Raw genomic sequence first — 20,058 nt, 5'->3', positions numbered from 1 at the left:
CCCCAAAATTGCCGTGCTGGATTCGCCTCATACCCAGAGTGAGGGTGCCGTTCTGCCCGGGCAAGGGGACAAAGGTCCCTTGGACTGCCGCCGCCGGCGGGTGCTGATACTGGTGTGCGTTGTGTGGCTGTTGCTACGTGGATTGCCGCCGTCCGGGGACCCCTTTAGCCTTGCTGCTATGCCTAAAGCAGCCCCCGACGGCGGCGCGCCGGACCTTCTTCTCACCGGCGTCCACCAGCCGGACGATATGACGCCGTGTGACATCCTCCTGAGCGGCGGGCGGGTCGCGGCCATCGCCCCCGCGGGGTCCCACGCAACGGTTCCGCCCGGGACACGGCGGGTGGAGTTCGACGGCCGCTTCGTGATTCCCGGGCTGTGGGACGAGCACGTGCACATGAACCAGTGGGCGCTGACGCTGGGGCGGGTGGACCTCTCTGGGGCCGCGGCGGCGCGGGAGGCCGCCGCCGTCGTCGGGGCTCACGTTGGCGGCGTGCGCGGTGGCGGCGTGCGCGACGGCGGCGCATCCTCCGGCGGCCGGACGCTGGTCGGCGTCGGCTTCCGCGACGCAGCGTGGGCCGACGCCCCCAGCCTGGAGCTGCTGGACGGGACGACCGGCGGTGTCCCCGTGGCGCTGATCAGCCACGACCTGCACTGCGTCTGGCTGAATTCGGCCGCGGCTGTGCGCTACGGGGTGAACCCGGGCCCGGACGGCCTGCTCCGCGAGGAGCCGGCGTTCGCGCTGACCCGTGAGCTGGGCCGCCTGCCGGATTCGGATGTGGACGCGCTGGTCCGCTCCGCGGGTGCGGCGGCCGCGGCGCGGGGCATCGTGGGGATCGTGGACCTCGAGATGGTGTGGAATAGGGATCCCTGGCTGCGCCGGATCGCCGACGGGTTCGACTCGTTCCGGGTGGAGGCGGGGGTATACCCGCTGGACCTGGACCGGGCCGTGGCGGAGGGGATGCGGACCGGCCAGCAGGTTCCGGGCGGCGCCGGCCTGCTCAGCGTCGGGCCGCTGAAGGTGCTGATCGACGGGTCCCTGAACACCCGCACTGCGTACTGCGTGGACCCCTATCCGCACGGCGGCCGCGGGTTGCTGACGGTGAGCGAGTCGGAGTTGCTGGAGTTGCTGGTGCGGGCCCGCGATACCGGGTTCGTGCCAGCGGTCCATGCGATCGGCGATGGCGCCAACGAGGTCGCGCTGAACGCCTTCGCCGCCGCGGGCGTGAAGGGACGCATCGAACACGCACAGTTCGTCCGGCAGCAGGACTTTGCCCGCTTCGGCGAGCTAGGGCTGACCGCCAGCGTCCAGCCGGCGCACGCGCTGGATGACCGCGACGCCGCCGATGCCAACTGGGCGGGCCGGACGGACCGGGCCTTCCCGCTGCGGTCCCTGCTCGACGCTGGGGCCACGCTGGCGCTCGGCTCGGACGCGCCCGTGGCTCCAATGGAGCCGTGGACAACGATGTCCGCCGCGACCACCCGAGCACGCGGCGACGGGCGGGAGCCGTGGCATCCGGAGCAGGCGCTGACGCGGCGGGAGGCACTGGCGGCCTCCGCCCGCGGGCGTTCCCGCATCCGCGTCGGCGACACGGCCGACGTCGTCGTCCTGGAGGGCGATCCGCTCACCGTGGACGACGCCGCATTCACCGCGATGCCAGTGGCCGCGACGCTGGTGGCGGGACGGTTCAGCTTCGGCGGCTAGGTGCCTGGACCAAGTTCGCGAACGGCAGCCGGCCAAACTCTTCGACGAAGGCCGCGTGGTAGGACGCCAGAGCCGGGGCCAACTCGTCGACGGGAAGCTCGCTCCAGGCGACGATGAGCCGGTCCGCGGCGGCCAGCTGCCAGATGAGGCGGCCGTCCCAGTGCCCCGGCGGCCTGCCCCGGCCGAAGTCGACGAATTCCTGGATCTGCCGCCGGAGCCCGCGGTTACCCTTGCTGCCGGGGCCGGCCTTGCCCAGGTAGAGGATGTCGGCGCCTTCCACCCACTCGGCCTTCAGTGTTTCCTGCGGGAGGCCGGGGTTCTTTTTCTTGAAGACTCCAGCGGTGCTCCTGGCCAGGAACTGCGGCTCGGCTGCCTCCGGGCCGCCCGCGGGCAGCAGGAGGGCGAAAATCCCGGGTTTCTGCGGGACGCGGTTGATCTCAAGCTCGCCCAGGGGCCGAAATCCGGTGAAGCCGTCACGCTTCAGTGACGCTCTGTTCAGGGGCATGGATTCCTCGGGGAGTGCTTGGATACGGCAAGTTCCAGTATGAACGGTGGGAGTGCTGCGGGTGCAGTCGGGGTTGAGGCTGACGGCGGGCACGGGCCGTGCATGCTCTCCCGGAGCACGGGCCGGGACCCCCGTTCCGTGCAGATGACGAGAGGCGCTGGGGCGGTTGGTTTTCGGGCCCCGCGGCCAGCGGGCGCCTGAACGGACGACGGCGATACGCGCGCCCGTCCTGCGCCTCGGACCGGAAGTGCTCCACTGACGGCATTCGCGTAGTTCCCTTCGCCGCTAGGGATCTCTCCGCGTTCTGCCTTTAAATGTCAGACCCCTCCGATTGAATGGGTTCATGGAAGGCAGTCGGAAGCTTTTCGAGAATGTGGTCGCCGCGGACCTGGTGGGAGATGCGGCGGCGATCATCGATGAGCTCCGTGCGCTGGAGGACCGGAAGTCGGCGATCTCCGCCCGGCAGGCACGACTGGCGGTGGCGCTGGATCTGGTCCGGCGGCGGGAACAGGCCGCTCTTGGCTTGCCGGCGGACCAGCTCGGCACCGGGGTGGGGGCGGAGGTTGCGTTGGCGCGGCGGGAATCCCCGGTCAAAGGCTCACGTCTGCTGGGTCTGGCGCGGGCGTTGGTGACGGAGATGCCGCGCACCCTGGCCGCCCTCGAAATCGGGCGCCTGAACGAGTGGCGTGCCACACTGTTGGTCCGTGAGACCGCCTGCCTGGACGCCGCCGACCGTGGCGCGGTGGACGAGGAACTCGCCGCCGAAACCGGGACTTTCGACGGCGCCGGAGACCGGGCCATCATCTCCGCCGCCAAGGCCGCCGCGTACCGGCACGACCCGCGCTCCGTCACCCAACGGGCAGCCCACGCCGAAACCGAACGCAGTGTCAGTCTCCGACCGGCCCCGGACACCATGTGCTACCTCACCGCTCTGCTCCCCGTCGCCGCAGGAGTGGCCGCCTCCGCCGCCCTGACCCGGCACGCCGACACCGCCCGCGCCACCGGAGACACCAGATCCCGAGGCCAGTTGATGGCGGATGCTTTGGTCGAACGGGTCACCGGGACCTCTGGCGGGATCACCGGCATCGAAGTCCAACTCGTTATGACCGACCGGACCCTCCTGGCCGGGGACAACGAACCGGCCCGGCTCGCCGGCTACGGGATCGTCCCGGCCGGGTGGGCCAGGAAACTCGTGGCCGGCAAAGGCGACAATCCAGAATTCACAACCTGGCTCCGGCGGCTCTACACCGCTCCCACCACCGGCGAACTGACCGGCATGGACTCCCGGGCCCGGCTATTCCCCACGGGCCTGCGCCGGTTCATCGAAATCCGCGACAACACCTGCCGCACCCCCTATTGCGACGCACCCATCCGACACCTGGACCATATCGTCCCGTGGGTACCGCGGCGGGGAAACCACAACAGTCAACGGCGCCGGACTCTGCGAAGCCTGCAACCACACCAAAGAAACCCCCGGCTGGACCGCCCGTCCCGTGGATAGGACAGAATCGGTCACCCGAGTTGGACCAAGAAACCGGACCGCGACATTAAGCAGAGCCCTACCAGCCGCCGGACCCGGAGCGAACCAGAGAGGCAAGCTCGGCGACACTCCCCCTCCGGCTACGCGCCACACCCTCGAACTCACCACGCCCACAGGTCACACCTACACCGCAGTTGCGCCTCGTCTTCCCGGCAGCGCAACGAGGAGTGGAACGTGGGACCAATCGGAACAAGCAACGGAGGTAGAACCGGACTATGCCTACGGATTGCGGTCTCCGGCAGCACCGGAGGTGAGGGCGGAGCGTCACCGAATGAGGACACGACGGCTCGGCCGGAAGAAAAAGGTGCCGGCTTGAGCTGCAACGAGCCTGGCGCAGGCTGCCTCGCGGGCTCGGCCAAAGTCGGGTGGGCGGCGGAACCTGGTGCGGGTGCCCGGCGGAGTCGAGCGCGCGGTGCCTGACCGGACACCGGCAACCGGCAGCCGCGTGAGGTACCCCGGCCCGGGGAAAGCACCCCTTAAACGCAGAACCTGCAGGTACCTTCGCGATCTCGCTATGAGCTGGCCCGGGAATCGAAATGCCCTGAACGGCCCGTGAAAATCAGATGGTTACCTGCAGGCACTTAAAGCGTACGCCGTCGTCGAGCCCGGGGCCTAGGGGTCCGTGGCCTCTTGCTCGGCCCCGGGAAATGGCTCCCAGCCTAGCGGCGTAGAGTGGACAGAGACGCCTGATTCTGGACGCCAAGCGCTGAGGGAGAAATCGTGACGATTGACTGGGACGAGAAGAAGACCCTGCTGCAGGAACCAAACATCGCCGCCGTCACCCAGCTCTGTGACGAGCTCAGGGAGAAGAAGCCAGGCTCGGTGGTCCCCTATATCGATCCCGTCCATGACGAGGACGAATGCCGGATCGTTAGCCTCCATATCTCGCCCGGCAAGGGCTGCGAATCGGGGTTCCTCTCCCACTTCAACGACGATGAGGCCGCCCAGCGCGCCACGTCCATCTACGAAGCCGTGGAACTCGACCCCCGCTACGTCATGCCCTGGAACGCCTACCCCTGGGTCCGCGACCCCGGCCTTCCCACGGCGCTCAACGTCCAGGAAAAGACCGACGGCCTCCGCCCGTTCCGCCAGTTCATGAAGATCAACAAGCGCGCCTCAGCCGTCATCGCCCACGGCGCCGACGCCCACTCCTTCCTCACCCTCTTCGAGAAGACCTACCATTCCTCGTTGAAGAACCGCGGCGTCAAGATCTACAAGGCCACCGCCCTCGGCGGGCGCGCCTTCGCCGTCTCACCGGCCAAGCAGGAGGAACTGCTCGCCAAGAACGTCGCGGTCTACAAGGACGCCATGCAGCGGGCGGGCATCCAGCACCTCTAATCCCCCGGGCACAACGGCCCTCCCCCGTCCCGTCCCCGGCGGGCAAGCTGGGAGGGCCGGCCGCGGGGCCGGTCCACAGTGGCGGCCGGACGGCGCCGGAAGGGCGGGTGCGCGATGGGACGGTTGGACGGCAAGGTGGCCCTGATCAGCGGTGGCGCCCGCGGCATCGGCGCGGCCATGGCCCGGCGCTTCCTCGAGGAGGGCGCCAGCGCCATCGTCGGGGATGTCCTTGACGACGACGGCGCCGCGCTGGCAGCCGAACTCGGCGAGCGCCTTCGGTACGTCCACCTCGACGTGACCCGGCCCGAAGACTGGGACGCCGCCGTAAATCAGGCCGTCACCGCCTTCGGCGGCCTCAGCATCCTGGTCAACAATGCCGGCATCGTGAACTTCGGCCGCATCGACGGATACCCGCACGAGCAGTGGGCCCGCATCATCGACGTCAACCTCACCGGCGTCTTCAACGGCATCAAGGCAGCCGCCCCGGCCCTCGCCCGGTCCGGCAGCTCCGCGATCATCAACGTCTCCTCGATCGCCGGGATCCGCGGCTACGAGAACCTCCCGGGCTATACCGCCGCCAAGTTCGGCGTCCGCGGCCTGACCAAGGCCGCCGCCCTGGACCTCGGCCGCGACGGCACCCGGGTCAACTCGATCCATCCGGGCGTGGTCCGGACCCCCATGACCGACGGCCTGACTTTCGACACCGGGCACGTCGCCCTGCACCGGATCGGCGAGCCCGTGGAGGTGGCGGACCTGGCCGTCTATTTGGCCGGCGACGAGTCCTCCTACGTCACCGGCGCCGAGTTCGTCATCGACGGCGGCGAGACCGCCGGCACCGTCGTCACCCCGGCCGGCTGACCGCCCATGGCAACGCCCCCGGCAGCAATGTCCGGCACAGCGCGCTCCGGCACCAAACTCGCCGTCGTCGGCGCCGGCAGCGTCGGCACCTCGCTGGCCTATGCCGCCCTGATCCGGGGCTCGGCCAGCCACGTCGCGCTCTACGACGTCAACCCCGCGAAGGCCGAGGCGGAGGTCCTGGACCTGGCCCATGGCACCCAGTTTTCGGCCGCGGCCGTCACGGTCGACGGCGGCGGGGACATCGCCGCGGTGGCCGGCGCCGACGTCGTGGTCATCACCGCCGGGGCGAAGCAGTCGCCGGGCCAGACCCGGCTGGACCTCGCCGGAACCAACGTCCGGATCCTCGAGCAGCTCATGCCCCGGCTCATCGACCACGCCCCGGACGCCGTCTACGTCCTGGTGACCAATCCCTGCGACGTGCTCACGGCCGCGGCCCGGAAGATCACGGGCCTGCCGTCGTCGCGCATTTTCTCCTCCGGCACCGTGCTGGACACCTCCCGGCTGCGGTGGCTGCTGGCGCACCGGGCGGGCGTCTCCGTCAGCAGCGTCCACGCCAGCATGGTGGGCGAACACGGGGACACCGAGTTCCCGGTCTGGTCCGGCGCCACAATCGGGCCGGTTCCCATCCGGGAGTGGACGGTCGACGGCGCCCGCGTCTTCACCGACGCCTCCCTCGCCGGCACCGCCCGCGAGGTGACCCAGGCCGCCTACAAGGTGATCGCCGGGAAGGGCGCCACGAACTACGCGATCGGGCTCTCCGGCGCCCGGATCGTCGAGGCCCTGCTCCGCGCCGAGAACGCGGTCTTGCCCGTCTCCACGGTGCTGGACGGCCAGCACGGCATCACCGGCGTCGCCCTCTCCCTGCCCAGCGTCGTGGGCCGCGGCGGCGTGCGGACGGTGCTGGAGACGCCCATGGACGACGGCGAGATCGCCTCGCTGCACCACAGCGCCGAGACGCTGCGGCAGAGCCTGGCTTCCCTGGGGATCTAGGGTCCCGCCGCAGATCCCTCGTCATCCGGCCCCGCGTATTGACAGCCCGATGTGACCCCTGCCATATTTGAAGTGTGAACCTGTCAGACAGCCGGACAGCTGGACAGCCTCTCGCCCGCCTTAGCGCCGCCGAAGCCGTCTTCAACGTCCTCCGCTCGGATATCGAATCCGGGAAACTCCCCGTCGGCGCGAAACTCAGCTCCGAGGCCACCCTCGCCCAGCAGTACGGCGTCAGCCGTTCCGTGGTCCGGGAAGCCCTGCGCTCCTGCACCGCCCTGGGCCTGACCGTGACCCGCACCGGGCGCGGCACCTTCGTGGTCGCGGACCGCGTGGCCACGGACCTGGTCCTCGGCCAGTACTCGGCCCTGGACCTGACCGAGGCCCGGCCCCACATCGAGGTCCCCGCCGCCGGCCTGGCCGCGGAACGGCGCTCCGCCGAAGAGCTGGAAACCATGCGGGACATCGTCGCCGAGATGGCCGGCGAGGACGATCCCGAGGTATGGGTGGGGCTGGACTCGAACTTCCACGCCCTGATCGCCAAGGCCAGCCGGAACAAGGTCTTCGAGAACGTCGTCGCGGAGATCCGCGAGGCCCTTGCCTCCCAGTCGGAAACCCTGAACATGGTGGCCGACCGCCAGCACGCCTCCAACGATGAACACCGGAAGATCCTCGCCGCCATCGAGGCCGGCGACGCCGCGACCGCCCGGTTGGCCATGAGCCAGCACCTGCACGCCGTCGGCGAGGCCCTCGCCTCCATCCTGCACCCCACCAGCGCCGCCTAAGCGGCCACCACCGGGCACCACCCACGCCCACCCGATCCAAAGGACACCATGACTTTGCCTTCCCCCGCCCTCGCCCCGGACCGCCTGGACCCGGCCGGCCTGCCGCAGCACGCCGCCCTGGCGGCCCAGACCCGCGACGGGCTGGTGGAAAGCATCCACTACGGCTCGGCGGCGGCCACCGCGGCCGACGGTTCCCTGGTGCTCTCCGCCGGCGACCCGCAGGCCCCGTTCTACCCCCGGTCGGCCCTGAAGCCGCTCCAGGCGGTGGCCATGGTCCGCGCCGGCCTCGAACTCCCGGCCGACCTCCTGGCCCTCGCCGCGGCCAGCCACTCCGGCGGCCCCGAGCACCGCGACGGCGCGCTGCGCATCCTGGAACTGCACGGACTCGGCCCGGACGCGCTGGAAAACAGCACCGACCTGCCCTACGGCGTCCGCGAGCGCGAGAAATGGCTCCGCGCCGGCGGCACCGCCACCCAGCTGGCCCAGAACTGCTCCGGCAAGCACGCCGCGATGGCCGCCACCTGCGTGATCAACGGCTGGCCCGTGGCCGGCTACCTCGACCCCGCCCACCCGCTGCAGCAGCAGGTGGCCCGGACCGTGGCGGACCTGACCGGCCAGGAACCGGAACGGACCTCCACCGACGGCTGTGGCACCCCGCTGTTCGCCCTGACTCTCGGCGGCATGGCCCGCGCCTTCGGGCGGATCGCCGCCGGGACCGGCACCGCTGAAAGCGACACAGCCGAGGCCGCCGTGGCCGACGCGATGCGCCTCCACCCGGAGATGGTGGCGGGCCGGGACCGGGACGTCACAGCCCTGATGCGCCTGGTTCCCGGGCTGGTGGCCAAGGACGGCTTCGAGGGCGTCCAGCTCGTTGGCCTGCCGGACGGCCGCGGCGTCGCCGTGAAGATCTCCGACGGCGGCGACCGCGCCCGGATGCCCGTCACCGTCCGGATCCTGACGGCCCTGGGCCTCGACGCGGAGACCCTGTCCGGCCTCGCCACGGCACCCGTCCTCGGCGGCGGCCACCCCGTGGGGCTGCTCCAGGCCACCGACTTCCTCTCCTCCATCACCCCCAGCACCGACGCACGCTAAGGAACGCCATGACCACCCCTGCCACCGCAGACTTCCGCTCGGAACACGACCTCCTGGGCGACCGGGACGTCCCCGCCGACGCCTACTGGGGCGTCCACACCCTGCGCGCCGTCGAGAACTTTCCCATCACGGGCCAGCCGCTGTCCTCGAACATGTACCTGGTCCGGGGACTCGCCGCCGTGAAACTGGCCGCCGCCCGCGCCAACCACGAGCTGGGCCTGCTGGACGCCCGCCGCGCGGACGCCATCGAGGAGGCCTGCACCGACGTCATGAGCGGCAAGCTCAGCGAGCAGTTCGTCGTCGACGTCATCCAGGGCGGCGCCGGAACGTCGTCGAACATGAACGCCAACGAGGTGATCGCCAACCGGGCGCTGGAAATCCTGGGCTACCCCAAGGGCGACTACGGGCAGCTTCACCCCAACGACCACGTCAACCTCAGCCAGTCCACCAATGACGTGTACCCCACCGCGGTGAAGCTCGGCACCATCTTCGCCGCCCGGGAACTGCTTGAGGCCCTCACCGAACTCGAGGACGCGTTCGCCGCGAAGGCCATGGAGTTCCGCACGGTCGTCAAGATGGGCCGCACCCAGCTTCAGGACGCCGTCCCGATGACCCTGGGCCAGGAGTTCGGCACCTACGCCGTCACCATCGGCGAGGACCGGCTCCGGCTGGCCGAGGCGGACCTGCTGATCCACGAGATCAACCTCGGCGCCACCGCGATCGGCACCGGGCTGAACGCCCCGGCCGGCTACGCCGAGGCCGCCTGCCGGCACCTCGCCCGGATCACCGGCCTGCCGCTGGTCACCGCCGTCGACCTGATCGAGGCCACCCAGGATGTGGGCGCGTTCGTGCACCTCTCCGGGGTGCTCAAGCGGGTGGCCGTGAAGCTGTCCAAGATCTGCAACGACCTCCGCCTGCTCTCCTCCGGACCCCGCGCAGGCCTGGGCGAGATCAACCTTCCCGCCGTGCAGTCCGGCTCCTCGATCATGCCCGGCAAGATCAACCCGGTCATCCCGGAGGTGGTCAGCCAGGTCGCCTACGAGGTGATCGGCAACGACGTCACCATCACCATGGCCGCCGAGGCCGGCCAGCTGCAGCTGAACGCCTTCGAACCGATCATCGTCCACAGCCTCCACAAGAGCATCTCGCACCTGGAAGCCGCCTGCCGCACCCTCACGGCGCGCTGCGTCCGGGGCATCACCGCCAACACCGAACGGCTCCGCCTCACCGTGGAGCAGTCAATCGGCCTGGTCACCGCACTGAACCCGCACCTGGGGTATGCCACCGCCACGGCCATCGCACAGGAAGCCCTCGCCACCGGCAAGGGAGTCGCGGAACTGGTCCTCGAACACGGACTGCTCACCGCCGAGCAGCTCGCCGACCTCCTCAGCCCGCAGCGCCTGGCCAACCTGAGCAAATAGCGTCCCCCGAATCCCCATAAGGACCCCCCATGTCATCTCCCGGAACAGCACGCTCGCCCCAGCCCACGGTCACGGACCACACCATCCCGCAGCACGCCCACGCCACCGAGGCGGCCCTGCATGCCGAGGACCAGGGCTACCACAAGAGCCTCAAACCCCGTCAGGTCCAGATGATCGCGATCGGCGGCGCGATCGGCACCGGCCTGTTCATGGGCGCCGGCGGCCGACTCGCCGCGGCCGGACCCGCCCTGATCATCAGCTACGCCGTCTGCGGCTTCTTCGCCTTCATGATCCTGCGCGCCCTCGGCGAACTGGTCATGCACCGGCCCTCCTCGGGATCCTTCGTCTCCTACGCCCGCGAATTCTTCGGCGAGAAGGCCGCCTTCGTCACCGGCTGGCTGTACTGGCTGAACTGGGCGATGACCGCCATCGTGGACATCACCGCCGTCGCGCTCTACATGAACTTCTTCAAGAAGTACTGGGCGCCGATCGCCGACGTGCCGCAGTGGACCTGGGCCCTGGCGGCTCTGATCCTGGTCCTGGGCTTGAACCTGATCAGCGTCAAGGTCTTCGGTGAGATGGAGTTCTGGTTCGCCCTGATCAAGGTGGTGGCCCTGGTCTCCTTCCTGCTGGTCGGGATCTACTTCGTCATCTTCGGCACCCCGGTCCCCGGCCACGAGGTGGGCTTCACCTTGATCGCGGACAACGGCGGATTCTTCCCGAACGGGCTGCTGCCCGCCGTCGTGGTGATGCAGGGCGTCGTCTTCGCCTATGCCTCCATCGAGCTGATCGGCACCGCCGCCGGCGAGACCGAGAACCCGGAGAAGATCATGCCCCGGGCCATCAACACGGTGATCGTGCGGATCGCGGTGTTCTATGTCGGCTCGCTGATCCTGCTCTCCCTGCTGCTGCCCTTCAACGCCTACAAGGCCGGCGAGAGCCCCTTCGTGACGTTCTTCGGCTCCATCGGCGTCGACGGCGTGGACGCCATCATGAACCTGGTGGTCCTCACCGCCGCGCTCTCCTCCCTCAATGCCGGCCTCTACTCGACCGGCCGGATCATGCGCTCCATGTCCGTCTCCGGCTCGGCCCCGAAGTTCGCCGCCCGGATGAACAAAGCAGGCGTGCCCTACGGCGGCATCGCCCTGACCGCCGGCGTGGCCGTCCTCGGAGTCATCCTCAACGCCGTGGTCCCGGCCGAGGCCTTCGAGATCGTCCTGAACGTCGCGTCGCTGGGCATCATCAGCACCTGGGGCATGATCGTGCTCTGCCAGATGCAGCTGGCGAAACTCGCGGCCCGCGGCGAACTCCTCCGCCCCTCCTTCCGGATGCCCGGCGCGCCCGTCACCGGCTGGATCACCCTGGCGTTCCTGCTGGCCGTCCTGGTCCTGATGGCTTTCGACTCGCCCGTGGGCACGTGGACCATCGCCTCCCTGGTGGTCATCATCCCGCTCCTGATGCTCGGCTGGCGCCTCTGCAAGCATCGCATCCTGGAGATCGCCGCGGTGCGTGACGGCTTCACCGGCCCCGCCCCGCTGGTGGCGAACCGGCCGGGTCCGGGCGCCGGCGGCGGGAGCGTCTAAGCCGGATCGCCTAAGCTCGGACCAGGCATTCCTTCGGGCTCAAAGACGATCCACCGGGAGAGACACATGACCAGCTGGCGCATCCGGGACTTCCACTCCGCGGACCTGGACGGGATCCTGCACCTGTGGGAGACGCTCAAGGCCTCGAACGTCGAGCCGGTCTACGCCCTCTCCGAGGTCCTCGCCTCCTGCGAAAAGGATCACGCGGTGGTGGCGGTGCAGGGCGAGCAGGTGGTGGGCGCCGCCGTCGGCCGCGCCGCCCACGACCAGGGCTGGATCGTCTTCCTGGCCACCCTGCCCGAGTACCGCGGCCGCGGCATCGGCACCTCGCTGCTGGCCGCGGTGGAAAACCGGATGGCCCCGCACGGGCTGAACAAGCTCTCCGCGCTCATGCCGGAGTCCGAGACCCGGGTGGAGGCGTTCCTGGGCCGCGGGTTCGTGCTGAAGAAGAACCTCCGGTACTTCGAGCGCCGGATCCCGGTCCAGCGCCAGGAGCTGGAGCCGCTGAGCCAGCTGGGCGGCCGGATCCTGGCGCGGGACCTCTGGGAGAACGTCGCCGGGATGCGCAACGAGAAGGAACTCCTGGAGCGGCGGCTGGTGCTGCCGCTGGCGGAGGCCGAGCTGGCCGACGAGTTCGGGGTGGTCCCGCCGCGGGCCGTCGTCCTCTTCGGCCCGCCCGGCACCGGCAAGACCACCTTCGCCAAGGCGATCGCGTCCCGGCTGGAGTGGCCCTTCGTGGAGGTCTTCCCGTCCCGGCTGGCCGCGGACCCGCTGGGCCTGGCCGGCGCGCTGCGGGAGACGTTCCTGGAGATCGCGGAGCTGGAACACGCCGTGGTCTTCATCGACGAGGTGGAGGAAATCGCCTCCCAGCGCGCCGGGGATCCGCCGTCGCCGCTGCAGGGCGTGACCAACGAGCTGCTGAAGATCATCCCGGCCTTCCGCGAGCAGCCGGGCCGCCTGCTGGTCTGTGCCACCAACTTCATCCGCGCCCTGGATTCGGCGTTCCTGCGCCACGGCCGGTTCGACTACGTCATCCCCATCGGCCTCCCGGACCGGCAGGCCCGCGAGGCGATGTGGCAGCGCTTCATTCCCGCAGCGGTGGTGGACGACGTCGACATCGAGCTGCTGGTGGAGCGCACGGAGGGCTTCTCCCCCGCGGACATCGAATACGCCGCCCGGAGCGCCTCGCAGCGCGCCCTGGAGAACGCGGTCTATGGGGAGGGCGACGGCGGAGCGCCCGGTTCCGGCGCCCCGGCGGGAAGCGCGGTGCGGCGGGGGCCGGCCACCCAGGACTATCTCGACGCGATCGCGGACACCCGGACCACCGTCAGCGCCGAGGTGCAGCAGGAGTTCCTGGAGGATATCGACCTGCTGGGCCGGGTCTAGGCGTCCCCTTCGAGTTCCGCCAGCAGCCAGGGATTGATCCGCGCCAGGATCTTGCGGGTCTCCTCAACGAGAACGGCGGCGTAGAGGACGGGACGCGCCTCGGCGTACCGGGTCACCGGCGGCTTGTCCGGCCACTTCTCGGCCAGGGCCTGCACCCGTTCCGGCAGCGAGTTGTGGGCGTTGTCCGCGATCTTGACCAGCGTGGCGTCGTGGTGTTCCGCGATCGCGCGGATGCCTGACTGGTAGTCGTCCGGGTTGTCCTGCAGCCGCTTCGTGACCCGCTCGATGATGTCCACGGCCCGCTCGGAGACGCCCATCTCCAGCAGCGCCTGCCGGGTGATCGGGGTGTCCTCTGCGATGTCGTGAAGGTAGCCGGCGATCTGGATGTCCTCGTCGAAGTCGGCCAGCGCGTCGCCGACCGCCAGCACGTGCTCGCGGTAGGGCCGTTTCAGTTTGTCCTTTTGCCGGTTGTGGGCCGCTTCGGCGAGGACCCTGGCCGTCTCGACGGTGAAACGCGGGGCGGAAGGCTCTGTTTCGGGCATGGGTTCAGCCTACTCGTCCGTCATCCCGGGCCATACCCAGGGCTCCTGCGGCAGCGCGGCCGGGTCGAAGGCCGCCAGGGCATTCCCGAGCGGGCCGGGCGGCAGCCCGAGCGAGGCCAGGAGCAGGTCCCGGACCCGGTCCGCGGTGACCCCGACGGCGTCGAGGTCCGACAAGGTGACGGCGCCGTCGCGCTTGGCCAGCCGGGCGCCGTCGGCGTTCAGCACCAGCGGCACGTGCGCATATTCCGGCAAGGGAATATTCAACAGGCCGGCCAGGTAGGCTTGGCGCGGCGTGGAGGGCAGCAGGTCATCTCCCCGGACCACCTGGTCGATGCCCTGTTCGCCGTCGTCCACCACGACGGCGAGGTTGTAGGCGGTGACCCCGTCGGCGCGGCGGAGCACGAAGTCGTCCACGACGCCGGTGAAACTCCCCAGCAACCGGTCCCGGATGGTGCCCTCGGTGACGGCGGCCCTCAGCCGGATCGCGGCGGGCCGGCGGGCGCGCCTGGCCTCACGTTCGGCCTCCTTCAGGTTCCGGCAGGTCCCCGGGTAGGCGCCCTGCGGCGCGTGCGGGGCCGACGGCGCCTCCTGGATTTCGCGCCGGGTGCAGAAACACTCGTAGGTCAGGCCCGCAGCGGTCAGCCGGTCGATCGCGGCGGCGTAGAGCGGCTCCCGGTCGGCCTGGCGGACGACGGGGCCGTCCCAGGTCAGGCCGATCGCGGCCAGGTCGCGCAACTGCGCGTACTCGGCGCCGGAGCGCGCCCGGTCCAGGTCCTCCACGCGCAGCAGGAAGCGGCGGCCGGAGGAGCGGGCGAAGAGCCAGGCGAGGAGGGCGGTGCGGAGGTTGCCGGCGTGCAGCTCTCCCGAGGGGCTGGGGGCGAAGCGGCCGGCGGGATCCATGGGTCAAGCCTATGCCGGACAGCACAAGAGCCCCTCAGCCACCGATGACTTCGGGGAACCGACGTCGGGGGCTCAGGGGCTCTTGCCAGGATGTGCGGAATGACCAGGGTGTGAACAAGAGTCAATCAGCGGCAGGCTCCTTGCGGGAGCCGGATCCAGAGTCCGGGAGGTGTGCCGGGAGATCTGCAGCCATTGGGTTCCGGCGGTGGCCGGCGTTCCTTTTGTTGCCACCATTTGAGCAGAAGCCCTACAGTTGATGCAACGGACGCCGGTGGCATTGATCAGACTGACCAAGGCGGACCCAAACATCTAGCAGGGAGTGGTCAGATTGCAGCAGCTCGACGGAACGGACCGGCGGATCCTCCTGGCCCTCGACGAGGAACCCCGGATGCCAATCATGCTGCTGGCGCAGAAACTGGGCCTGGCCCGCGGGACCGTGCAGTCGCGGCTTGAGCGGATGACCGCCTCGGGCGCCCTGCGCGCCAACAGCAGCCGGGTCCTCCCCGCCGCCCTGGGCCGCGGCGTGGCGGCGGCGGTGAGCGCCGAACTGGACCAGAGCCGCCTGAACGAGGCGATCGCCGCGCTGCGGAACATCCCCGAGATCCTCGAATGCCACGCCCCCGCCGGGGATACCGACCTGCTGATCCGGGTGGTCGCCACCAGCCCGGACGACCTCTACCGGGTCTCCGAGGAGATCCGGCTCTGCCCCGGCATCGTCCGGACCTCCACCAGCATGTTCCTGCGCGAGGTCATCCCCTACCGGACCACCGGACTGCTCGCCGACTAGGACCCCGGACCTACCGCCAAGCCGCTAGGCGACAGCGGCGGTCCAGACGCCGATTACCCAGGTGCTGGCGGCCAGGCAGGCGAGGCCGAACTCGGCCAGCATGCCCAGGCCCGTGGCCTTCAGGGCCGCCCAACTGGACGCCGCGGCGGTGCGCCAGGCGCGGGTGCGGTGCAGCTCGCTCAGCAGCAGGCCCGCGGCGAACCCGACGAAGAGCCCCACGGCGGGGATCAGGAACATGCCCACGACGCCGAACACCAACCCGGTAACCACCGAACGGCCGGGGATGCTGTGCTGCTTGAGCTTCCGGCCCGTCAGCACCGCGCCCGCGGCCATGCCGGCCAGCACGAACACCCCGCCCACGGCCAGGACCACCCAGCCCGTGGTGCCCGCCCCGCCCCAGAAGGCCCAGGCGAGCAGGCTGAGGGCAATCAGGATGCTGCCCGGCAGGACCGGGATGACGATGCCCGCCACCCCGGTCAGGATGGCCAGGCCGCACAGGACGGTGACGAGCGTTTCGGCGAACACCTGCCCAGTCTAGGGCCGGCCCTCCTACCCCTCGGCGACCGCGGCGGCGACGGCGGCGGCCACCGCCGGGGCGACGCGCGGGTCCAGCGGGCTGGGCACGATGTAGTCGGCGGAGAGGTCCTCCTCGGCGAGCGCGGCGATGGCCCGCGCGGCGGCCAGCTTCATGGCCGGGGTGATCCGGCGCGCACCGGCGTCGAGCGCGCCGCGGAAGATGCCGGGGAAGGCCAGGACGTTGTTGATCTGGTTCGGGAAGTCGCTGCGGCCGGTGGCGACGACGGCCGCGTACTTCGCGGCGACCTCGGGCAGCACCTCCGGGTCCGGGTTGGAGAGGGCGAAGACAATCGCGCCGTCGTTCATCCGGGCCAGGTGCGCCTCGTCCAGCCGGGACGAGGAGACGCCGATGAAGACGTCGGCCGCCTCCAGCGCCTCGCCCGGGCCGCCGCTGACACCGCGGGGGTTGCTGCGGGCCGCGAGCCGGGCCTTTTTGCTGGCCGGATCCGCGGCGATGTCCGCCCGCTCCCGGTTGATCACGCCGCGGGAATCCAGCAGGACGACGTCGTCGATCCCGGCGGTCAGCAGGATCTCGGCGACGGCGATTCCGGCGGCGCCGGCGCCGGAGACCACCACGCGCAGGCCCTCGAGGTCGCGGCCGGCGATCTTCGCGGCACCGGTGAGGGCGGCGAGGACCACGACGGCGGTGCCGTGCTGGTCATCGTGCATGACGGGGCAGTCGAGGGCCTCGATCAGCTTCTCCTCGAGCTCGAAGCAGCGCGGGGCCGAGACGTCCTCAAGGTTGACGGCGCCGAAGCTGGGCCGCAGGCGGACCAGGGTCTCCACGATCTCGTCGACATCTTTGGTGTTGAGCACCAGCGGGATGGAGTCGAGGTCGCCGAAGGCCTTGAAGAGGGCGGACTTGCCCTCCATCACCGGGAGGGAGGCGCTGGGGCCGATGTCGCCGAGGCCGAGGACGGCGGTGCCGTCGCTGACCACCACCACGAGGCGTTCGGCCCAGGTGAGGGTCTTGGCGAGTTCCGGTTCCGCGGCGATCGCCCGGCTGACCTGGGCGACGCCAGGGGTGTAGGCGATGGAGAGGTCGCGCTTGCTCTCCAGCGGGACGGTGCTGGCAATGGAGAGTTTTCCGCCCTGATGGGAGGAGAAGATTTCCTGGTCGTCGATCGGGGCGGTTGCGGCCCCGGCTGCGTCGTCGGCGGAAGTGGGCAGGATGGTTTCAATGGACACGTCGTTGTCTCCTGGGGCTGACCGTGGGCATACGGCACTTGGCTGCCTGGGCGCGGACGCGCCCAGGGTGGTCGTGGGGAACTCCGGCGGCGGCCCCGGGGTGGCGGGCCTGCGGTGGAGATTCCGGAAAGTGCTGGCATGGCGCCGCTCCGGTGTTGCCATGGTAGCCAGATTCGGGGTCCGGGCCGGAGTCGGCCGGACACAAAGGAGTAACCGGTCTAGACCGGCTTGGCCGCCTGGGATCCGCGCTCGAAGAGGGAGCAGGCCCGCTTCAGGTCTTCCTCGGCCTCGAAGAGCGAGAGCCTGCGGCACCGCACGGACTGCACCAGCCCGGACACGGTCAGCAGCAGGACCCGGGACACCACGGGGTCGCCGCTGACGGCGGTGACGGCCTTCTCCGCCGTCGCGTCGATGTCGAGCAGCAGGCGGGTGGTGTCCGTGTCCTTGGCGTACACCACCCGGTTCAGGCACTGTTCCACCGCCGGCTGCATCAGGCGCATGTGGAAGATCTCCATCACGACGCCTACCAGGACGTGCACCGGGGCGCGGGTCCCGGCCGGCCGGTCGCCCACGTGAAGCTCGCCCAGCTGCTTGCGGTAGAGGGCCAGCATCAGCTGGGTGGAGGAGGGGAAGTACCGGTAGAGGGTGCCCAGCGGCACGTCGGCCTTCGCGGCCACTTCGGAGAGCACGACGGCGTCGAGGCCGGTGCGGGCGAAGCCGGCGGCGACGTCGAGGATGCGGGCGTAGCGCTGCCGCTGACGGGGCAGCATGGGCGGCGGGGCCATCGGGGGAAGGTCGGAAAGAGACTCAGGCATCGGCAAGGTTCCGGGGTCGTTTTCTCGGCACTCCGGAGGCGTGCTCCGCCGGGGTGCCGCGGGAATCCCGTCCACTATACGGCACCGGGCTGGGCGCCCGGCCAGTCACACGGGAGCCCGCCGCTCAGTCCACGCCCTTGATTTTCACGACGAACACCGCGCCCAGCAGCCCGATGACGGCGGCCGCGACGTAGAGCGAGACGTACCCGCCCCAGAGGGCGACGAACGGGTAGGCGATCAGCGGCGCCAGCACCTGTGGGAGCGAGTTGGCGATGTTGATGACGCCCAGATCCTTGCCGCGGCTCAGCGCCGTCGGCAGCACCTGGGTGATCAGCGCGAAGTCGACGGCGAGGTAGGCGCCGAAGCCGATGCCGAGCACGGACGCGGCCACGAGCGCCCCGGGCCAGGTGGGATCGAAGGCCAGGACAAGGGCGGCCGCGGCGATCACGGCGGAGGAGACGATGACCAGGGGTTTGCGCCGCCCCATCCGGTCGCTGAGCCGTCCGCCGATCACGCTGGTGATGATCACCATCACCGCGTACAGGCCGGTCAGGATGAGCACGCCGAATTCGGCCTCGATGCCCTGGGTTTCGCGGAGCCGGACCGCGTCCGTGAGGAAGAACAGGAGGTAGAGGGTGATCATGTGGTTGCCGATGTTCACCAGCAGCCGGGTCAGCCAAGCCCAGGCGAAGTCAGGGTACCGGGCCGGGGAGACCCAGAAGCTGCGGAGGAAGGCCGCCAGCGCGAACGGCGGCCGCACCCCCGGCGGGAGGGCGACGTCGTCGTTGCGCCGGTAATACAGCACGACGCCGGCGAGCAGGACGGCCGCGCAGAGGACATAGCCCAGGCCAAAGTGCCCGGCGACGACGGCAGCGATCACGGCTCCCAGCAGGATGCCGACGGTCTGGCCCATAGCGGCAAGGCCCCCAACGGTGCCGCGCTGGGCGACGGGGACCCGGTCCGGGATCGCCGCGGTGATGGCGGCGTAGGCGGCGTTGCAGCCGGCTTGGACCAGGCACCACAGCAGCGCCATGACGGCCACGTTCGGCGCCCCGGCGAGCGCCACCAGGGCGGCGGCGCCCAGCACCGCGCCGAAGACCACCCACGGGACCCGCCGGCCCCGCCGCGCCGCGGTGCGGTCGCTCAGGGCCCCGCTCAGCGGGTTCGCCACCACGGACACGGCCGCACCCGACCCGGTGACCAGGGCCAGGATGGCTTCCTTCTGCCCCTCGTCGAACACCGCTGCCTGCTGGCCGAGGAGGACCTGGAGCGGGCCGAAGAAGGCGGCGTTGATGCCCACGTTGACCAGGACGACGCCGGTGGTCCACGCCGGCCGGACGGGCCGGACCGGTTCGGCGGTGGCGGGTGAGGCGCTCCCGGCGGCCGGCAGATCGGACAGGCTCATGTGGTTCCCCCCGGAACGGATGTCTGGCGCGGTGGACCAGGCTGGGGCCAGACTATCGTGGGCAGCAAGAGCCACACCCGCCGCCAGAGGAGACGCCATGACCCAGACGCCCGTCAACACCGCCGACCTGTACGACGAGCGCGGGGAGGAGTTGGACTCCGTGGCCCTGCAGTTCCAGTCGCTGGGCGGGCGGAGCCACTTCGCCGGCCCGGTCCGGACCATCCGCTGCCTCGAGGACAACGGCCTGGTCAAGAGCGTGCTGGCGACCCCGGGCAACGGCGCGGTCCTGGTGGTCGACGGCGGGGGCTCGCTGCGCACCGCCCTGATGGGGGACATGATCGCCGCGAGCGCCGTGGAGAACGGCTGGGCCGGCGTCGTCATCAACGGCGCCATCCGGGACCGCGTGGCCATCGCCGGGCTCCCGCTGGGCGTCAAGGCCCTGGGCAGCAACCCGCGCAAGAGCGCCAAGAACGGCGCCGGTGAACAGGACGTGGAGCTGGTGATTGACGGCGTCAGCATCCGGCCCGGGCAGTGGATCTGGTGCGACCCGGACGGCATCCTGCTGGAGCGTTGAGACCGCCGAAAAAATTGGCCGGAAAATCAGGAACAAAGCTGGCACTAAGATAGTTACTGAAAGCAACCTTTGTG

General features: G+C 70.3%; 18 protein-coding genes and 1 pseudogene. 12 read left to right on the top strand and 7 right to left on the bottom strand.

Annotated features, from left to right (window positions below; genetic code table 11):
• Positions 1 to 178: 178 nt before the first annotated feature.
• Positions 179 to 1,702 carry an amidohydrolase family protein gene (locus AB0O44_RS14130; protein WP_364138381.1) on the top strand — a complete coding sequence of 508 codons (1,524 nt, stop codon included), beginning with the start codon at positions 179 to 181 and terminating at the stop codon, positions 1,700 to 1,702.
• Here AB0O44_RS14130 and AB0O44_RS14125 read toward each other — a convergent pair.
• Positions 1,686 to 2,207, bottom strand: coding sequence for a hypothetical protein (locus AB0O44_RS14125; protein WP_364138378.1), 522 nt, complete (start codon positions 2,205 to 2,207; stop codon positions 1,686 to 1,688). The genes AB0O44_RS14130 and AB0O44_RS14125 overlap by 17 nt on opposite strands.
• 343 nt (positions 2,208 to 2,550) lie before the next feature.
• Between AB0O44_RS14125 and AB0O44_RS14120 the strand changes: the two are divergent.
• From AB0O44_RS14120 to AB0O44_RS14080, 9 genes and pseudogenes are all read left to right on the top strand, one after another.
• Positions 2,551 to 4,063: pseudogene (locus AB0O44_RS14120) on the top strand (DUF222 domain-containing protein).
• A gap of 404 nt (positions 4,064 to 4,467) precedes the next feature.
• Positions 4,468 to 5,085, top strand: a complete 618-nt coding sequence (locus AB0O44_RS14115) for a uracil-DNA glycosylase (protein WP_364138376.1) — start codon at positions 4,468 to 4,470, stop codon at positions 5,083 to 5,085.
• Between the two features lie 114 nt (positions 5,086 to 5,199).
• Positions 5,200 to 5,943, top strand: coding sequence for an SDR family oxidoreductase (locus AB0O44_RS14110; RefSeq protein ID WP_364138373.1), 744 nt, complete (start codon positions 5,200 to 5,202; stop codon positions 5,941 to 5,943).
• Positions 5,944 to 5,970: 27 nt separating this feature from the next.
• On the top strand, positions 5,971 to 6,933 hold the full coding sequence (locus tag AB0O44_RS14105; protein WP_364138370.1) for an L-lactate dehydrogenase: 963 nt from the start codon (positions 5,971 to 5,973) through the stop codon (positions 6,931 to 6,933).
• 74 nt (positions 6,934 to 7,007) lie between these two features.
• Positions 7,008 to 7,715 (top strand): FadR/GntR family transcriptional regulator, encoded by a 708-nt coding sequence (locus AB0O44_RS14100; RefSeq protein WP_364138367.1) that lies wholly within the window; start codon positions 7,008 to 7,010, stop codon positions 7,713 to 7,715.
• 48 nt (positions 7,716 to 7,763) lie between these two features.
• A complete protein-coding gene (locus AB0O44_RS14095) occupies positions 7,764 to 8,807 on the top strand; it encodes an asparaginase (RefSeq protein WP_364138364.1) in 1,044 nt (347 codons plus the stop codon).
• 8 nt (positions 8,808 to 8,815) lie between these two features.
• The gene (locus AB0O44_RS14090) at positions 8,816 to 10,228 is read left to right on the top strand and encodes an aspartate ammonia-lyase (RefSeq protein WP_290257251.1); all 1,413 of its coding nucleotides are present in this window, start codon (positions 8,816 to 8,818) and stop codon (positions 10,226 to 10,228) included.
• Between the two features lie 29 nt (positions 10,229 to 10,257).
• Positions 10,258 to 11,811, top strand: coding sequence for an amino acid permease (locus AB0O44_RS14085; RefSeq protein ID WP_364138361.1), 1,554 nt, complete (start codon positions 10,258 to 10,260; stop codon positions 11,809 to 11,811).
• Positions 11,812 to 11,877: 66 nt separating this feature from the next.
• Positions 11,878 to 13,197 (top strand): GNAT family N-acetyltransferase, encoded by a 1,320-nt coding sequence (locus AB0O44_RS14080; protein ID WP_290257249.1) that lies wholly within the window; start codon positions 11,878 to 11,880, stop codon positions 13,195 to 13,197.
• Here the strand turns inward: AB0O44_RS14080 and AB0O44_RS14075 are convergent.
• Entirely contained in the window at positions 13,194 to 13,739 is a 546-nt protein-coding gene (locus tag AB0O44_RS14075) for an HD domain-containing protein (RefSeq protein WP_364138358.1), read from the bottom strand. The genes AB0O44_RS14080 and AB0O44_RS14075 overlap by 4 nt on opposite strands.
• 9 nt (positions 13,740 to 13,748) lie before the next feature.
• Positions 13,749 to 14,639, bottom strand: coding sequence for a tRNA glutamyl-Q(34) synthetase GluQRS (gluQRS, locus tag AB0O44_RS14070; RefSeq protein WP_364138355.1), 891 nt, complete (start codon positions 14,637 to 14,639; stop codon positions 13,749 to 13,751).
• 328 nt (positions 14,640 to 14,967) lie between these two features.
• Between gluQRS and AB0O44_RS14065 the strand changes: the two genes are divergently transcribed.
• Complete coding sequence (locus AB0O44_RS14065; protein ID WP_364138467.1) at positions 14,968 to 15,426, top strand: Lrp/AsnC family transcriptional regulator; 459 nt, start codon at positions 14,968 to 14,970, stop codon at positions 15,424 to 15,426.
• 24 nt (positions 15,427 to 15,450) lie between these two features.
• Here AB0O44_RS14065 and AB0O44_RS14060 read toward each other — a convergent pair whose 3' ends face one another.
• The 4 genes from AB0O44_RS14060 to AB0O44_RS14045 all read right to left on the bottom strand — a co-directional run bounded on the left by AB0O44_RS14060 (position 15,451) and on the right by AB0O44_RS14045 (position 19,410).
• Positions 15,451 to 15,951, bottom strand: coding sequence for a DUF456 domain-containing protein (locus AB0O44_RS14060; protein WP_364138352.1), 501 nt, complete (start codon positions 15,949 to 15,951; stop codon positions 15,451 to 15,453).
• 24 nt (positions 15,952 to 15,975) lie between these two features.
• Positions 15,976 to 17,190, bottom strand: a complete 1,215-nt coding sequence (locus AB0O44_RS14055) for a malic enzyme-like NAD(P)-binding protein (protein WP_364138349.1) — start codon at positions 17,188 to 17,190, stop codon at positions 15,976 to 15,978.
• 218 nt (positions 17,191 to 17,408) lie between these two features.
• On the bottom strand, positions 17,409 to 18,005 hold the full coding sequence (locus AB0O44_RS14050) for a TetR/AcrR family transcriptional regulator (protein WP_364138346.1): 597 nt from the start codon (positions 18,003 to 18,005) through the stop codon (positions 17,409 to 17,411).
• A gap of 124 nt (positions 18,006 to 18,129) precedes the next feature.
• Positions 18,130 to 19,410, bottom strand: coding sequence for an MFS transporter (locus AB0O44_RS14045; protein WP_364138343.1), 1,281 nt, complete (start codon positions 19,408 to 19,410; stop codon positions 18,130 to 18,132).
• 97 nt (positions 19,411 to 19,507) lie between these two features.
• On the opposite strand from AB0O44_RS14045, the gene rraA reads away from it, so the two are divergent.
• A complete protein-coding gene (gene rraA / locus AB0O44_RS14040) occupies positions 19,508 to 19,984 on the top strand; it encodes a ribonuclease E activity regulator RraA (RefSeq protein ID WP_290257242.1) in 477 nt (158 codons plus the stop codon).
• The last annotated feature ends 74 nt before the right edge of the window (positions 19,985 to 20,058 follow it).

The organism is Arthrobacter sp. NPDC080082, assembly GCF_040686595.1.
Taxonomy (GTDB): domain Bacteria; phylum Actinomycetota; class Actinomycetes; order Actinomycetales; family Micrococcaceae; genus Arthrobacter.
Note: the sequence above shows the minus strand (reverse complement) of the source record. Positions and strands in the feature narration are given on the sequence as shown.

Bases quoted from the DNA above. Each gene is read 5' to 3' on its own strand.
- AB0O44_RS14130 (WP_364138381.1), top strand. From the start codon at position 179: ATGCCTAAAGCAGCCCCCGACGGCGGCGCGCCGGACCTTCTTCTCACC.
- AB0O44_RS14125 (WP_364138378.1), bottom strand. From the start codon at position 2,207: ATGCCCCTGAACAGAGCGTCACTGAAGCGTGACGGCTTCACCGGATTT.
- AB0O44_RS14110 (WP_364138373.1), top strand. From the start codon at position 5,200: ATGGGACGGTTGGACGGCAAGGTGGCCCTGATCAGCGGTGGCGCCCGC.
- AB0O44_RS14105 (WP_364138370.1), top strand. From the start codon at position 5,971: ATGTCCGGCACAGCGCGCTCCGGCACCAAACTCGCCGTCGTCGGCGCC.
- AB0O44_RS14095 (WP_364138364.1), top strand. From the start codon at position 7,764: ATGACTTTGCCTTCCCCCGCCCTCGCCCCGGACCGCCTGGACCCGGCC.
- AB0O44_RS14090 (WP_290257251.1), top strand. From the start codon at position 8,816: ATGACCACCCCTGCCACCGCAGACTTCCGCTCGGAACACGACCTCCTG.
- AB0O44_RS14085 (WP_364138361.1), top strand. From the start codon at position 10,258: ATGTCATCTCCCGGAACAGCACGCTCGCCCCAGCCCACGGTCACGGAC.
- AB0O44_RS14080 (WP_290257249.1), top strand. From the start codon at position 11,878: ATGACCAGCTGGCGCATCCGGGACTTCCACTCCGCGGACCTGGACGGG.
- AB0O44_RS14075 (WP_364138358.1), bottom strand. From the start codon at position 13,739: ATGCCCGAAACAGAGCCTTCCGCCCCGCGTTTCACCGTCGAGACGGCC.
- gluQRS (WP_364138355.1), bottom strand. From the start codon at position 14,639: ATGGATCCCGCCGGCCGCTTCGCCCCCAGCCCCTCGGGAGAGCTGCAC.
- AB0O44_RS14050 (WP_364138346.1), bottom strand. From the start codon at position 18,005: ATGCCTGAGTCTCTTTCCGACCTTCCCCCGATGGCCCCGCCGCCCATG.
- AB0O44_RS14045 (WP_364138343.1), bottom strand. From the start codon at position 19,410: ATGAGCCTGTCCGATCTGCCGGCCGCCGGGAGCGCCTCACCCGCCACC.
- rraA (WP_290257242.1), top strand. From the start codon at position 19,508: ATGACCCAGACGCCCGTCAACACCGCCGACCTGTACGACGAGCGCGGG.